General features: G+C 73.9%; 10 protein-coding genes. 8 read left to right on the top strand and 2 right to left on the bottom strand.

Annotated features, from left to right (window positions below):
- Window positions 1-24: 24 nt before the first annotated feature.
- The 6 genes from ACJ5H2_RS17420 (at window position 25) to ACJ5H2_RS17395 (ending at window position 7,099) form a co-directional block, all read left to right on the top strand.
- Window positions 25-573, top strand: coding sequence for a PadR family transcriptional regulator (locus ACJ5H2_RS17420; RefSeq protein WP_408896699.1), 549 nt, complete (start codon window positions 25-27; stop codon window positions 571-573).
- Window positions 570-1,295, top strand: coding sequence for an ABC transporter ATP-binding protein (locus ACJ5H2_RS17415; protein WP_408896698.1), 726 nt, complete (start codon window positions 570-572; stop codon window positions 1,293-1,295). Before ACJ5H2_RS17420 ends, ACJ5H2_RS17415 begins: the two co-directional genes overlap by 4 nt.
- Complete coding sequence (locus ACJ5H2_RS17410; RefSeq protein ID WP_408896697.1) at window positions 1,292-4,054, top strand: FtsX-like permease family protein; 2,763 nt, start codon at window positions 1,292-1,294, stop codon at window positions 4,052-4,054. The genes ACJ5H2_RS17415 and ACJ5H2_RS17410 overlap by 4 nt, the downstream gene beginning before the upstream one ends.
- Before the next feature lie 42 nt (window positions 4,055-4,096).
- On the top strand, window positions 4,097-5,806 hold the full coding sequence (locus ACJ5H2_RS17405; protein ID WP_408896696.1) for an ABC-F family ATP-binding cassette domain-containing protein: 1,710 nt from the start codon (window positions 4,097-4,099) through the stop codon (window positions 5,804-5,806).
- Window positions 5,803-6,849, top strand: coding sequence for a GNAT family N-acetyltransferase (locus ACJ5H2_RS17400; RefSeq protein ID WP_408896695.1), 1,047 nt, complete (start codon window positions 5,803-5,805; stop codon window positions 6,847-6,849). Before ACJ5H2_RS17405 ends, ACJ5H2_RS17400 begins: the two co-directional genes overlap by 4 nt.
- Before the next feature lie 67 nt (window positions 6,850-6,916).
- Window positions 6,917-7,099, top strand: a complete 183-nt coding sequence (locus tag ACJ5H2_RS17395) for a DUF5302 domain-containing protein (protein WP_408896694.1) — start codon at window positions 6,917-6,919, stop codon at window positions 7,097-7,099.
- A 117-nt stretch (window positions 7,100-7,216) separates the two neighbouring features.
- On the opposite strand, the gene ACJ5H2_RS17390 is transcribed toward ACJ5H2_RS17395, so the two are convergent.
- Window positions 7,217-8,437 carry a S1C family serine protease gene (locus ACJ5H2_RS17390; protein ID WP_408896693.1) on the bottom strand — a complete coding sequence of 407 codons (1,221 nt, stop codon included), beginning with the start codon at window positions 8,435-8,437 and terminating at the stop codon, window positions 7,217-7,219.
- Between the two features lie 267 nt (window positions 8,438-8,704).
- On the bottom strand, window positions 8,705-10,345 hold the full coding sequence (locus ACJ5H2_RS17385; protein ID WP_408896692.1) for a long-chain-fatty-acid--CoA ligase: 1,641 nt from the start codon (window positions 10,343-10,345) through the stop codon (window positions 8,705-8,707).
- Window positions 10,346-10,437: 92 nt separating this feature from the next.
- Here ACJ5H2_RS17385 and ACJ5H2_RS17380 point away from each other — a divergent pair, with 92 nt between their 5' ends.
- On the top strand, window positions 10,438-14,295 hold the full coding sequence (locus ACJ5H2_RS17380) for a Pls/PosA family non-ribosomal peptide synthetase (RefSeq protein ID WP_408896691.1): 3,858 nt from the start codon (window positions 10,438-10,440) through the stop codon (window positions 14,293-14,295).
- An 11-nt stretch (window positions 14,296-14,306) separates the two neighbouring features.
- Window positions 14,307-15,608 (top strand): M1 family metallopeptidase, encoded by a 1,302-nt coding sequence (locus ACJ5H2_RS17375; RefSeq protein ID WP_408896690.1) that lies wholly within the window; start codon window positions 14,307-14,309, stop codon window positions 15,606-15,608.
- Window positions 15,609-15,729: the final 121 nt, after the last annotated feature.

The following is a 15,729-nucleotide window of genomic DNA, read 5'->3' as shown; positions in this document are numbered from 1 at the left end:
ACGCAGTATGCATACTCCGTATCTATGTCGATCAAACACGGACTCCTGGCGCTCCTCGCGCCGGGGCCGAAGTACGGCTACCAGCTCAAGGCCGAGTTCGAGGCCGCCACGGGCGCGGCCTGGCCCCTCAACATCGGCCAGGTCTACTCCACCCTCCAGCGGCTCGAGAAGGGTGGCCAGGTCGAGGCCGACGGCGAGCCGGACGACGACGGACGGGTCGTCTATGCGATCACCCCCACCGGGCGCCAGGAGCTGGCCGACTGGTTCGGGACGCCGATCGCCCAGGAGTCCCGGCCGCGCGACGAGCTGGCGATCAAGCTCGCGATGGCCGTCGGCACGCCCGGCGTCGACGTGCGCCAGGTCGTGCAGACCCAGCGCCGGCAGGCGATGAGCTCCCTGCAGTCGCTGACCCGGCTCAAGGCCGGCATCCCCGACGACGACCTGGCCCGCGCCATGGTCGTCGACTCGATGGTCTTCCTGGCCGAGGCCGAGGTGAGCTGGCTCGACCGGTGCGAGGCCCGGCTCCGCACGACGCCCCATCCCGCGACCTCCCCGAAGGAGACCGTCCAGTGAGCACGAACCCCGTTCTGGAGCTGCGCAACGCCGGCAAGGTGTACGGCGGCGGCGAGACCCTCGTGACCGCCCTGCACGGGGCGAGCCTGGAGGTCGCCCCCGGTGAGCTGGTCGCGGTCCGCGGCGCCTCGGGATCCGGGAAGAGCACCCTGCTGCATCTGGCGGGCGGACTCGACGTCCCGACCAGCGGTGACGTCCTCGTCGAGGGCCAGTCCCTGGCCGGCATGGCGCGCAAGGACGTCGCGCGCCTGCGCCGCCGCTCGATCGGCTACGTGTTCCAGGACCTCAACCTGGTGCCCTCGCTGACGGCCGCCGAGAACATCGCGCTGCCCCGCGAGCTGGACCGGGTCCCGGCGTCGGAGGCGCGCACGGAGGCGCTGGCCGCGCTCGAGGAGGTCGGCCTGCTCGAGGTCGCCGACCGCTTCCCGGACGAGATGTCCGGAGGCCAGCAGCAGCGGGTGGCGATCGCCCGCGCCCTGATCGGGCCGCGCCGGCTCGTCCTTGCCGACGAGCCGACCGGTGCTCTCGACAGCGAGACGGGGGAGGGCGTGATGCGCCTGCTCCGCGCCCGCTGCGACGCGGGCGCGGCCTGCCTGCTCGTCACCCACGAGCCGCGGCACTCGGCCTGGGCCGACCGCGTCGTCTTCATCAGCGATGGCGCCATCGTGGACGAGACCTCCGCCGACAGCACCGCCGTGCTCGACCTGGGTGCGCTCACGTGAGCGTCTGGCGGCCCGCCCAGCGGATGGCTCGGCGCTCCCTGCGCCGCAACCTTGCCCGGTCGGTCCTGATCGCGCTCCTCATCGGCCTCCCGGTCGCCGTCGCGACCTTCGCGGACGTGCTCCACCGCTCCAGCGAGTCGCCCGCCCGGGACGCCTATCTCACCCTCGGCTCGGCCGACGCGAAGCTGGTCGTCACGGCCAGCCAGCAGCTCGTCGAGTTCGAGGTGAACTCCGAGTGGTACGGCGAGTACACGCCCGGCAAGCAGCGCCGCGACCCCGCGACGGTCGACGTCGCCGGTCTCCTGCCGCCGGGCACGCTCCTCGAGGAGAGCAGCCACGAAGGCAACGGGGGCAGCCTGCTGCTGCGCCACGGCAAGGAGTACGACGAGACCTGGCTCGACGTGGCCCCGATGCCCTCGCGCTTCCAGCCCGACCGCCTCGACCTGCGCGCCGGCCGCTATCCCCGCTCCGGTGAGGTCGCGCTCAGCGAGCACACCGCCGACCGGCTCGACGCCGGGGCCGGGGACACCGTCACCGACGAGCTGACCGGGACCACGCTGCGCGTCAGCGGGGTCGTGCGGGACGAGCAGTGCCTGCGGTGCGGTGGCGTCTTCGCCCAGCCGGGCCAGACGATCGTGCCGCTCCGGCACCCGCCCGGCGAGCTCGAGTGGGAGGCGGCCCAGCGCGAGCTCCTCGTCGACCTGCCGGCCGGGACGGACGCGAACGCGCTCGCCCACCGGCTCGCCGACCAGGGTGTGCTGCTCTACCCACGTGCCACCTATCTGCACCCCGGCGACTACCGCGACGCGGAGGACGCGCTCACCCTCGACGAGGTCCGCGGGGCCGCGCTGACGGCGCTGATCGTCGGGCTCGGGCTGCTCGAGGTCGTGCTCCTGGCGGGCGCGGCGTTCGCCGTCGGGGCACGCAAGCAGGTCCGCGACATGGGCCTGATCAGCGCCGGGGGCGCCTCTCCGCGCCAGCTGCGCGCCGTCCTGCTCGTCCAGGGCGCCGCCCTCGGCGTGGTCGGCACGGCCGGCGGCGTGGTGGCGGGGTTGCTGGTGGCCCGGCTGGGCTGGCCGCTGTGGGAGTGGCTCAACGGCTCGGTGCTGCCGGTCTACCGCTTCGGCCCCGAGATCCTGATCGCCGTCGTCGTGGGTGTGCTGTCCGGTGTCCTGGCCGCCGTCGTCCCTGCCATCGGGGCCGCACGGATGCAGCCGCTCGACGCCCTCGCCGCCCGGTTCCGGGTGAGCAGGCAGCGCTCGCGCCGCGCCGGTGCGGTCGGGGGCGTCGGCGTCCTCGTCGGCGCCACCCTCGGGCTGGTCGGCAGCGGGCAGATGGCCGCGGACTTCGAGGAGTACGCCGCGACGTTGGCGACGGCGCGCGAGACGGGCATCTCGATGATGGCGCCGAGCCCGACCACGCCGATCGCGCTGATCCTGGCCGGCGCGGTCATCGCGATCGCCGGGCTGGTGCTGGCGATGCCCTTCGTCATCGGGGGCCTGGGTCGGCTCGCCGCGCGCCTTCCGCTCACCGGCCGGCTCGCGGTCCGCGATGCCGACCGTCACCGCCACCGCACCGGTCCGGCGGCCAGCGCGATCATGCTCGCGGTGGCGGGCTCGGTGGTCGCCGCCTTCGCCATCGCCGGCAACGCCCGCGCCGAGGAGGCGCGGTGGATCCCCCAGCTCCCGCCGCACACGATGCACGTCTACCCCAGCTACGGCGGTGAGCTGGCGGGCGGAGCCGCCGGCCAGACGAAGGCCGTCGACGAGGCGGCCCGCCGCGCCGCCGACCTGCTGCCCGAGGGGACGGTCCTGGGGCCGGCGGAGCTCGGCTACCCGACCTCCGCCTCACCGCAGGAGGAGCCGGCGGACGCCGGCTCCGTCGAGTCGCTCTGGTTCGAGTCCCACGCCGTGTGCTCCGCCAGCTGCGTCACCTACAGCGGCGGAGGAAGCGCCGCGGTCGCCGATCCCGCACTGGTGCGGCTCACCCTCGGCCGGGAGCTGACCGCCGACGAGTCGGCTGCCCTCGAGCGCGGTGAGGCGCTGGCGTTGTCGCCGTCCCTGGTCGACGCCGCCGGCACCGTCTCGGCCTCCCTGGACGCCCGCGCCGAGATCCGGCCGGACGGCAGCTACGTCGAGACCGACGTGCCGAGGATCTCGCTGCCCGCGCGCGTGGTGGAGCGGACGTCGTTCTACAGCTCCCTGCCGGTCGTCTTCATGAGCGCGGAGACGGCGCAGCGCCACGGGCTCGTCCCACTGCCCTCGGGGACGCGGCTGGTCAGCTACGGCGCCGATGCGACACCCACCCAGGTCCGGGCGGCCCGCGAGGCGGTGCGGGCGGACCGTCTGGCCACCGCGTTCGTCCAGCAGCCGTACGAGGACGACGACGAGCTGGGTCTCCTGGCGGTCGGCGGCCTGGCCGCGCTGGTCACCCTGATCGGTGTCGGCATCGCCGTCGCGCTCTCGGCGGCCGAGGGCCGTCGCGAGCTGACGACCCTGTCCGCGGTCGGTGCCCCGCCGCGGGTACGCCGCCGGCTGGCCGGCGCGCAGGCCCTGGTCATCTCGGGGGTCGGCGCGCTGCTCGGCGTGGTGCTGGGGTGCTTCGTGTCCTACGCCCTGCGGGCGACCTTCGGCGCACCGTCGTTCACGGTGCCCTGGGCGAACCTCGCAGGCGTAGGGCTCGGGGTGCCGCTCCTCGCCGCGCTGCTGGCGGTGGCCTGCACCCGGTCGCGGACGCCGATGCTGGAGCGGAGGGAGTAATTCCGTCGCCTCGGGGTGCGCGAACCCGGACAATCGACCCTCGTGGGTCATGTGGAGGTCGCCGGCGTCCGGTTCGAGCTGCCCGATGGGCGGGTGCTGCTCGACGACGTGTCGTTCCGCGTGGGCGACGGGGCCAAGGTGGCGCTGGTCGGTGCCAACGGCGCGGGCAAGACCACCCTGTTCCGGATCATCACCGGCGAGCTCGCCCCGCACGCCGGGGCGGTCACCCGCTCCGGCGGGCTCGGCGTCATGCGGCAGATGGTGGACCGCGGCATCGCGACCGGCGCGGCCGCCCCGACGGTCGCCGACCTGCTGCTCGGCCTCGCCCCGGAGCGGGTGCGCGCGGCCGCCGCCGAGGTCGACCGCTGCGAGCTGGCCCTGATGGACACCGACGACGAGACGACGCAGCTCCGCTACGCCCACGCCCTGGCCGAGTACGCCGACGCCGGCGGCTACGACGTCGAGGTGGTGTGGGACGTGTGCACCGTCAAGGCGCTCGGCGTCGCCTACGACCGGGCCAAGTACCGCGAGCTGCGCACCCTCTCGGGCGGCGAGCAGAAGAGGCTCGTGCTCGAGTACCTCCTCGCCGGACCGGAGGAGGTGCTCCTCCTCGACGAGCCGGACAACTTCCTCGACGTGCCCGGCAAGGTCTGGCTCGAGCGGCGCATCGCGGAGTCGGACAAGACGATCCTCTTCATCAGCCACGATCGCGAGCTGCTCGCCAACGCCGCCACCCACGTCGTCACCGTCGAGCTGGGAGCGGGCGGCGGCGGCAACACCGTCTGGACGCACCCGGGCGGGTTCGCGTCGTACCACGAGGCGCGCAAGGACCGCTTCGCGCGCTTCGCCGAGCTGCGCCGCCGCTGGGACGAGGAGCACGCCAAGCTCAAGGCGCTGGTGCTCATGTACAAGCAGAAGGCGGCGTACAACGACGGCCTCGCCTCGCAGTACAAGGCCGCCCAGACCCGGCTCCGCAAGTTCGAGGAGGCGGGGCCGCCCATCGAGCAGCCGCGGGAGCAGCAGGTGACGATGCGCCTGTCCGGAGCACGCACCGGCAAGCGCGCCGTGGTGTGCGAGGGCCTCGAGCTCACCGGACTGATGAGGCCGTTCGACCTCGAGGTCTGGTACGGCGACCGGCTGGCCGTGCTCGGCTCGAACGGCTCCGGGAAGTCCCACTTCCTGCGCCTGCTCGCTGCTGGCGGCAGCGATCCCGACGTCGAGCACCGCCCCGTCGGCGAGGTGGAGATCGCGCCCGTGGCGCACACCGGCCGCGCGCGCCTCGGCGCGCGGGTGCGTCCCGGCTGGTTCGTGCAGACCCACGAGCACCCCGAGCTCGCGGGCCGCACCCTGCTCGAGATCCTGCACCGCGGCGACGGCACGCCGACCGGGCGGCAGGGGATGGGGCGTGAGCAGGCCGCGCGGGTGCTCGACCGGTACGAGCTCGCAGCCAGCTCCGAGCAGGCCTTCGACTCCCTGTCGGGCGGCCAGCAGGCGCGCTTCCAGATCCTGCTGCTCGAGCTGTCGGGAGCGACCCTGCTGCTGCTCGACGAGCCGACCGACAACCTCGACGTGCAGTCCGCCGAGGCCCTCGAAGAGGGACTCGCCGCCTTCGACGGCACCGTCGTCGCGGTCACGCACGACCGCTGGTTCGCGCGCGGCTTCGACCGCTTCTGCGTGTTCGGCGCCGACGGGACGGTCTACGAGTCCGACGGACCGGTCTGGGACGAGGGACGGGTCGTGCGGGCCCGATGAGCACCCTCGCGCTGGTCCCGGTCGGGCCGGACGACGACGCCGGGATCAGGTCGTGGGCCGACGTCGTCGCCGCGTCGCTGCGCCACGAGGTCGGAGACCACGCGACGCCGTGGGCCGCCGAGGAGCTCGCGGTCGTCGTTCGCGAGCCGGACGGCCTGCGACGCGACACCTTCCTGCTCGGGCTGCTCGACGGACGGCCGGTGTCCGCGGGCTGGCTGGCCCTGCGGCTGCTGGACAACCTCGACGGTGCCCAGCTCGACGTGCACGTGCTGCCGCAGGAGCGCAGGCAAGGGCTCGGCGGTCAGGTCCTCGACCGGCTCGAGGAGCTCGCCGGGGCCGCCGGGCGGAACCGGCTGGACGCCCGCGCGCAGTGGCCCGGCGACGGCCCGACCGACGGTGCCGGAACGGCGGGCATCGCGTTCGCCGCCCGCCGTGGCTACCGGTTCGGGATCGGCGAGGTGCAGCGCGAGCTCGCCCTGCCCGTTCCCGACGACCGGCTCGCCGCGCTGGCCGCGGACGCGGCGCGGCACCACCCGTCGTACCGGATCGTGGCGTGGTCGGGCCCGGTGCCCGACGACCTCGTCGCGGGCTGGCTCGCGGTCTCCAGCACCCTGCAGACCGAGGCGCCCGCCGGCGAGGTCCAGCGCGAGGACGAGTCCGCCGACGTCACCGCCTTCCGCACCGCCGAGGCCCTGCAGGCGCGCCAGGGGCGCACCCCGTGGCACGCGGTCGCCCTCGCCGCCTCGGGCGAGGTCGTCGGCTACACGCAGCTGATGGTTCCCGACCACGATCCCCTCTTCGTCCACCAGTGGGGCACCCTGGTCCGCCGCGACCACCGCGGACACCGGCTCGGCCTGGCGCTCAAGGTCGCCAACCTGCGTGCCCTGCAGCGCGACCTCGACACCACGGGTCGGCGCGTCGTGACCTGGAACGCCGAGGTCAACCGGCCGATGATCGCCGTGAACGAGGCGATGGGCTTCGTGGCCACCGCGCGCTCGGCCGACCTGCAGCGGATCGTCGCGACGTCCACCGCGCCGGCTTAATCGCTTGGCTCGCGGCGCCCCGGATGCGACGGTGGGAGGACACGCCCGCCGCGAGGAAGGACACCCCATGACCGCCAACGGTGCCAACGAGGATCTCAAGGCCAAGATGCGCGAGGCCCTGGAGCGCAAGAACCGCAAGGAGCAGGGCGTCCACGAGGACGGGCCGGTCAAGGAGAAGGCGCACGGCTCCGAGGTCATCGGCGGCGCCCCGAAGATGCACCGGCGCAAGGCCGGCGGCGGCGGCTCCTGAGTCGTCGGCCTTGCGTGGGCCCGGTCGTGAGCCGGGTCGTCGCCGGGTCGTCGACGTCGGCTGGTGCGAGGGGGCAGGGCCATTCGGGAGCCCTGCCGCCCTCGCGTCCGGGGGAGCTCAGCCGTCGGATCCCAGCTCGAGCTCGGTCGTGCTCTCCTTGCCGTTGCGGGTGTAGGTGACCTTCACCGTGTCGCCGGGCCGGTAGGAGCGCACCGTCGCGATGAGCGCCTCGGTGTCCTCGATCGTGTGGTCGTCGATCGCCGTGATGACATCGCCCGGCTTCAGCCCGGCGTCCGCGGCGGCCGACCCACCCTCGATCTCCGCGATCCGAGCCCCGGACAGGGTGGTGTCGCTGGAGCCCGCCGTACCGGCCACGTCGGAGACCTGGATGCCGAGCCGGGCGTGCGTCGGAGTCTCGCCGGCGCGGAGCTGGTCGATGATCGGGAGCACCTCGTCGATCGGGATCGCGAAGCCGAGGCCGATCGAGCCCGACTCGGCCCCCTGGCCCGACGAGGTGGAGCGGATCGAGGCGTTGATGCCGACGAGGTGACCGTCCATGTTGACCAGCGGGCCGCCGCTGTTGCCCGGGTTGATCGCCGCGTCGGTCTGGATCGCCGGGTACGCCGTGGCGTTGCCCTGTGCGTCGCGGGCGACCTCGACGGGGCGGTCCAGCGCGCTCACGATGCCGCTGGTGACGGTCGCGTCGAGCCCGAACGGGGAGCCGATCGCGACGACCTGCTCGCCGACGTCGAGGTTGCTCGACTTGCCGATGGTGACCGGCGTGAGGTCGTCGACGCCGTCGACCTTCACCAGCGCGGTGTCGGTGAGCGGGTCGGTGCCGACCACGCTCGCCCGTACCTTGCGGCCGTCGTTGAAGGAGACGGTCACCTCCGCCTGGTCGGCCTGGATCTCGCCGCCGAGGGTCACCACGTGGTCGTTGGTGAGGATCAGACCGTCGCTGTCGAGGATCACACCGGACCCGCTGCCCGCCCCGCCTGCGGCGCGCACGTCGAGGGCGACCACGGACGGCAGCACGGCGGACGCGACGGACTCCACGCTCCCCGAGGCGGCGGGGCGGTTGCCGTTGTCGACGACGGGGAGGGTCGAGCTGCCGGCGCTGGCGCGGTCGCCGCCCGACGCGGCGTCGTACAGGGCTGCGCCGCCGACCCCGGCCCCGCCCCCGACCACCAGCGCCCCCGTCAGCACCGCCACCGCGAACCCGGCTCGCCTCGGTCGCCGGTGGGGCGACGGCGTCCACTCACTCGTGGGCGGCGGGAACTGCGGGGGGACGGACGGTGCGGACGGGGCCGGGAAGCTCGAGGGCGGAACCTGGGTCATGTCACCACTGTGCGAGCCCTCCCTGTGACATCGCTGAGGACCACGTGAGGACTTTCTCTGAGACCGGCTGAGTCGTTGAGTCGTCACTTCCGACCCGTCGAGTCGTCACTTCCCACCCGTCGAGTCGTCACTTCCCACCCGTCGAGATCCGACCTCCGCGAGCGCGCGTGACCCGATCGACGCCGCGGACCGGGCGAGGTGACGACTCAACGGGTCACAGGCGACGACTCAACGGGTGAGAAGCGACGACTCAACGGAGCCGGGGAGTCAGACCTGGCGGTCCCGCTCGTCCCAGTACGGCTTGCGCAGCTCGCGCTTGAGGATCTTGCCCGTCGGGTTGCGCGGGAGGGCGGGGACGATGTCGATGCTCTTGGGGGCCTTGAAGTGGGCGATCCGCTCCCGGGTCCACTCGACCAGCTCCACCTCGCTGGCGTCCGAGCCCTCCTTGAGCGCGACGACCGCCTTCACCGACTCGCCCCAGGTCGGGTCCGGTACGCCGATCACGGCGACCTCCAGCACGTCGGGATGCTCGGAGAGCACCCGCTCGACCTCGGGCGAGTACACGTTCTCGCCGCCCGTGATGATCATGTCCTTGAGCCGGTCGGAGACGAAGACGAAGCCGTCCTCGTCGACGTGGCCCATGTCGCCGGTGCGGAACCAGCCGTCCTCCGTGACCACCTCGGCGGTGGCCTCCGGCTTGTTCAGGAACCCCTTCATCAGCTGCGGCGTCTTGAGCCAGATCTCGCCGTGCTCGCCCACCCCGACGTCGCTCAGCGTCGCCGGGTCCACGATCCGCACCTCGCACTCGGGGATCGGCCTGCCCGCCGACAGGAGCCGTTCCGGGTGGCCCTCGGCCTCGGCGGTGCGGTGGTCCTCGGGCATCAGGTGGGTCGCGACGCCGGCGACCTCGGTGAGCCCGTACACCTGGATGAAGTCGGTGTCCGGCCAGGCCTCCATCGCCGCGCGCAGCAGCGGCGGCGGCATCGGCGCCGCGCCGTACGTGTAGGTCTTGAGCAGGCCGAACAGCTTGACCGCATCGGGGCCCGCCTGGAGCACCTGCGCGAGCACCGCGGGCACGAGGAAGGTCCGGTTGGCGCCGGCCATGATCGCGCCGGCGAGGGACGCCGCGTCCGGCTCGCGGGTCATCACGCTGGGGATGCCGTCGTGGATCCCGAACAGGACGTACGACGACCCGCCGACGTGGAACAGCGGCATCGCGACCATCGACTTGTCCCCGGGCTCGAAGCCCCAGCCGTCGTGGGCGTTGATCGTGTGCCGGACCATGTTGCGGTGCGTGAGCATCACGCCCTTGGGCCGCCCGGTCGTGCCGGAGGAGTACATGACCAGGCACACGTCGTCCTCGAGCACGTCGGGGCCGTCGTCGCAGGGCGTGGCCGCGGCGAGGAACTGCTCGTACTCGTCGTCCTCCCCGCCGTCCGGGGTGACCTCGATGATCCGCTGGACGTTCGGCAGCCGGTCGCGGATCGCGTCGATGGTGGGCATCAGCTCGCGGCCGACGAAGAGCACCTTCGCACCGGAGTCGTTGACCGCGTAGTCGATCTCGTCGCCCGCCGAGCGCCAGTTGATGATCGCGTTCGCGGCGCCGATCGAGCCGGCGGCGAGGCTGATCTCCACGCAGGCGGGATGGTTCTTGTCGAGGAAGGACACCACGTCCCCACGGGCGATCCCGAGGTCGCGCAGCCCGCCCGCCGCCCGGTGCACGCGGTCGTGCCACTCCTTCCACGTCCACGTGCGACCGAGATAGGTCATCGCCTCGGCGTCCGGCGTGGCCTCCGCCCAGTAGTTCAGCCGGTCCTCGACGTACGTCGGCTCCGGCGGCGTCGCCGGGGGCCACGCCCGGGTCGCGGAAGCAGGGACAGGGGACTCGGACTCCGTCGTCGCGCTCACGCGTGAGATTGTGGCCCACATCACAACGACGCACAACGGAGCGCGCATCGGGCGGACATCTCGCGTTCACCTCCACCGACCAGGATCGAGAGGTGAACCCCCTGCTCCGCGGCGCGGAGGCACCCGCCCCGCGCACGCTCGTCGACGTCCTGCGTCGTACGGCGGCCGACCATCCCGACGCGATGGCGCTCGACAGCGGCAGCGACATGGTCACCTACGCCGAGCTCGTCGAGGCGGCCGAGACGGTCGCCGCCGACCTCGCCGAGCTGGGGATCGGTCCGGGTGACCGGGTGGGAGTGCGGCTGCCGTCCGGGACGACCGACCTGTACGTCGCGATCACCGGCGTCCTCTTCGCCGGAGCCGCCTATGTCCCCGTCGACGCCGACGACCCGGAGGAGCGCGCCCGGCTGGTGTTCGGGGAGGCCCAGGTCGCCGCGGTGGTCGGCGCGGGCCTGGTCATCGAGTCCCGCCGCGAGGCGGGCCCCCGCGAGCGCCGCGATCCCGCGCCGCAGGACGACGCCTGGGTCATCTTCACCTCCGGCTCGACGGGCACGCCCAAGGGAGTCGCGGTCACCCACCGCAGCGCCGCGGCGTTCGTCGACGCCGAGGCCGGGATGTTCCTGCAGGACGCCCCCGTCGGCCCGGCCGACCGGGTGATGGCCGGCCTCAGCGTCGCCTTCGACGCCAGCTGCGAGGAGATGTGGCTGGCCTGGCGGTACGGCGCCTGCCTGGTGCCCGCGCCGCGGGCGCTCGTCCGCAGCGGCGTGGACGTCGGCCCCTGGCTCACCGCGAACGCCATCACGGTCGTCTCGACCGTCCCGACCCTGGTCAGCCTGTGGCCCGACGAGGCCCTGGAGCGCGTGCGCCTGCTGATCCTCGGGGGCGAGGCGCTGCCGCCCGAGCTCGCCACCCGGCTGGTCCGCGAGGGCCGGGAGGTCTGGAACACCTACGGTCCGACCGAGGCGACGGTCGTCGCCTGCGGTGCCCGGGTCGACGCGAGCGGGCCGGTGCGGATCGGCCTGCCCCTGGCGGGCTGGGACCTCGCGGTCGTCGACCCGGCGACGGGAGAGCCGGTCGCCGAGGGTGAGCGCGGGGAGCTGATCATCGGCGGCGTCGGGCTGGCTCGCTATCTCGACCCCGCCAAGGACGCGGAGAAGTACGCACCCATGCCGAGCCTGGGCTGGGAGCGCGCCTACCGCAGCGGCGACATCGTCGTGAACGACCCCGCCGGGCTGCTGTTCGCCGGCCGTGCCGACGACCAGGTGAAGGTCGGCGGGCGACGGATCGAGCTGGGCGAGATCGACTCGGCGCTGCTGGCCCTGCCCGGGGTGAGCGCCGCCGCGGCCGCCGTCCGCCGCACCAGCACGGGCAACCAGCTCCTCGTCGGCTATGTCGCCGTCGCCGGCGGGTACGACGGCGCCGCAGCCACCGCCCGCCTGCGCGCGACGATGCCGGCCGCTCTCGTGCCGCGGCTGGCGGTCGTGGACGCCATCCCGACCCGCACCTCCGGGAAGGTCGACCGCGACGCGCTGCCGTGGCCGCTGACGGTGGCCGATCCCGCCGAGGCCGGCCTGCACGGCACCGCGGCCCGGATCGCGGAGGTCTGGCAGAGGGTCGTCGGTGCGGCTCCGGACGGGCCGGGCGCGGACTTCTTCGACCTCGGCGGTGGCAGCCTGACCGCGGCCCAGGTCGTCACCCTCCTCCGTGCCGACCACCCCGAGCTCACCGTCGCGGACCTCTACGAGAACCCCACGGTCGCGGGGCTCGCGGGCTTCCTCGACGCGCTCGAGCCGGCGGCGCTGGCCGAGCAGAGCCGCAGGGTGAAGCCGATCCCGCGCAAGACCCAGGTGGGACAGGTGCTCGCCGTCCCGCTGCTCCGGGCGCTCGCCGCGCCGCGCTGGCTCACCGTGACGCTGGCCGGCGCGCGGCTCGCGCACGACCTTCTGGACGTCGGCTGGTTGCCCGCCGTGCCGTGGTGGCTGCTGGTCCTGCTGCTCGTCCTCTTCGTGAGCCCGCCGGGGCGCATGCTCGTCGCGGCGAAGCTGGCCCAGGCGGTGCTGAGGGGCGTGACGCCGGGGGAGTACCCCCGCGGCGGCAAGGTCCACCTGCGGATCTGGACGGCCGAGCGGATCGCGGACGAGCTGGGCGCGACCCGGCTGGCGGGTGCGCCGTACATCACCTGGTACGCCCGCCTGCTCGGCGCGAAGGTCGCCCGCGGCGCGGACCTGCACGCGCTGCCACCGGTCACCGGTCATCTCACGGTCGGCAAGGGCGCCTCGGTCGAGCCCGAGGTCGATCTCACCGGCTACTGGATCGACGGCGACACCCTCCACGTCGGCGCGGTCCGGATCGGGCGCCGCTCCCGGGTCGGCACGCGCTCCATGCTCTGTCCCGGCGCGGTCGTCGGCGACGACGCGGAGGTCGCTCCGGGGTCGGCCGTGTTCGGCGAGGTCCCGGCCGGGGAGTTCTGGTCGGGTGCGCCCGCAGTCCGGGTGAGCTCGCTCGCGCGCGGTCCATGGGCCGAGCGACCCGCGGCCTCACGGGGCGCCCTTCGCCGCTGGACGGTCCTGTACGCCGCCGCGGCGGGCCTGCTCTCCGGCCTGCCGGCCGTCGCGGTGCTGGCCGTCGCGATCCCCGTGCTGCTGGCCGCCGACCTGGATGCGACCACGGATGCCGGCGACGCCGTGGCGGCCCTCGCGCCGTGGCTCCTGCCCGGCGCGCTCGCGGGCTTCGCGCTGCTCGCCGTCCTCGTCGTCGGCGCGGTCCGCCTGCTGGCCCTGGGAGTGAGCGCGGGAGCACACCCGTTGCAGAGCCGGCCGGCCCTGTGCGTGTGGTCGACGGTCCGGGTGCTCGACGAGGCCCGGACGTGGCTGTTCCCGCTCTACAGCTCACAGCTCACCCCGCTGTGGCTGCGCCTCCTCGGCGCGCGCATCGGCAAGGACGTCGAGGCGTCCACCGCGCTGATGATCCCGTCGCTCGTCACGGTCAGCGACCAGGCCTTCCTCGCCGACGACACGCTCATCGGCGGGTACGAGCTCGGCGGCGGATGGCTGCGCGCGGAGCGCGTGAAGGTCGGCAAGCGCGCCTTCGTCGGCAACTCCGCGATGGCGGCGCCCGGGCGCAAGGTGCCGAAGCGCTCCCTCGTCGCCGTCCTCTCCGCGGCTCCGGCGCGCAGCAGGGTCAGGGCCGGCGAGTCGTGGCTCGGCAGCCCGCCCGCGGCCCTGCGCCGTGCGACCCAGGGCTCCGCGGACGAGCGGACCTACGCGCCGCCGCTCCGGCTCAAGGTGGCTCGCGCCTGCTGGGAGCTGGCCCGGCTGCTGCCCGTCACCCTCGCCGTGTGCCTGCCGCTGGGCGTCGCGCTCGGCACCCTGGCGGTGTGGGCCGCGTACGGCGCGCTCGCCGGCGTGCTCGTCGTACCGCTCCTGCTGTGGGTCGGCGGGCTGCTCGCCGCCGCCGTCGCGATCGCGGCGAAGTGGCTGCTGGTCGGCCGGGTCCGGGCCGGGGCGCACCCGCTGTGGAGCTCCTTCGTGTGGCGCAACGAGCTCGCCGACACCTTCGTCGAGGTCGTCGCGACACCGTGGTTCGCCGGCCTGGCCACCGGCTCCCCGCTGATCACCGCGTGGTTCCGGGCGCTCGGCGCGCGGGTCGGCCGCGGCGTGTGGTGCGAGTCGTACTGGCTGCCCGAGCCGGACCTCGTCGAGCTGGGCGACGGCGCCACCGTCAACCAGGGCAGCGTCGTGCAGACCCATCTCTTCCACGACCGGCTGCTGTCGATCGACGCGGTGCGCCTGCGTCGCGGAGCCACCGTCGGGCCGAACTCGGTCGTGCTGCCGGCCGCGTCGTTGGGTCGGCACGCTACGGTCGGGCCGGTGTCCTTGGTGATGAGGGGGGAGTCCGTGCCGGACAAGACGAGGTGGATCGGGAACCCCATCGGCCCGTGGGCGGACTGAGGCGCGCCGCCGTGCCCCATCTTCCGACCGCGGACCCCTATGTCGCCGGCCACGGCGACCCGTCGTACGCCGTACGTCACTACGACCTCGACCTCGCCTACGTGCCCGACGGCAACCGCCTCGACGGCACGGCCGTGCTCGACCTCGTGGTGCGGGAGGAGACGGCGCGGCTAGTCCTCGACCTCGCCCACCTGCGCGCCACGAAGGTGCGCCTCGACGGAGCTCGGCTGAGGAAGTGGTCGGCCCGCGACCACCGGCTGGTCCTGCAGCTCGACGGCGCGGTCGCCGCGGAGACCTCGCTGCGGCTGACCGTGGTCTACGGCGGCTCGCCGCGACCCGTCGTGGACCGGGTGCACGGCGACGCGGGCTGGGAGGAGCTCGAGGACGGCGTCATCGTGGCGGCGCAGCCGCACGGCGCGCCCACGTGGTTCCCGTGCAACGACCGCCCCGACGACAAGGCGACCTACCGGATCGACATCGCCGCCCCGGCGGGCTACACCGTCGTCTCCAACGGCTCGCTGGCCGACCGTCAGCGCCGTGCGAGCGCGGAGCGCTGGTCCTGGGTGATGGACCGGCCCATGGCGAGCTATCTCGCCACCGTCCAGATCGGCCGCTACGCGACGACCCAGCACGACCCGCGCACCCGCACCGTTGCGCCGTCCGACGCGGACCTGGCCGGCTCCTTCGACCAGCAGCCGGCCATGCTGGCGTTCTTCGAGCGGGTCTTCGGGCCGTACCCCTTCGACGCCTACGCAGCGGTCATCACCGACGACGACCTGGAGATCCCGCTCGAGAGCCAGAGCCTGTCGACCTTCGGCCGCAACTTCTGCTCCTCCGACTGGGAGCAGGTCCGGTTGGTCGCCCACGAGCTGGCCCACCAGTGGTACGGCAACGCCGTCACCCTGCGCCGCTGGCAGGACATCTGGCTGCACGAGGGCTTCGCGTGCTACGCCGAGTGGCTGTGGTCGGAGGAGAGCGGCGGACCGCGCACCTGCGACGAGTGGGCCCGTGACCACCACGACCGGCTCGCGGGCCTCGACCAGGACCTGGTCCTCGCCGACCCGGGCCCGGAGCTGATGTTCGACGACCGGGTCTACAAGCGCGGCGCCCTCACCCTCCACGCCCTGCGGACCGCGCTCGGCGACGACGCGTTCTTCGACCTGCTGTCCGGCTGGGCGGCCGACCGCGCGGGCGCGTCGGTCACGACCGAGGACTTCCTCGCCTTCGCCTCCGAGCGCACCGGCACCGACGTCGCGACGGTGCTCGGTCCGTGGCTGTACGCCGCCGAGCTGCCGGCCTTTCCCCGGGCCTGACGCTCGCGGTTGCGGCGGGGCTGCTGGGTGCGGACCGTGGGATGCTCGGCGACGGTCTCGGGCTCACCCTGCGCTCCGGGGACGTCGAGGTCCCGGTCGACATCGAGGCCCTGCTCGCCCG

The organism is Nocardioides pymetrozini, from assembly GCF_046058985.1.
Classification (GTDB): Bacteria; Actinomycetota; Actinomycetes; order Propionibacteriales; family Nocardioidaceae; genus Nocardioides.
The sequence above is the reverse complement of the archived record's forward strand: the minus strand, read 5'-3'. Positions and strand labels throughout refer to the sequence as shown.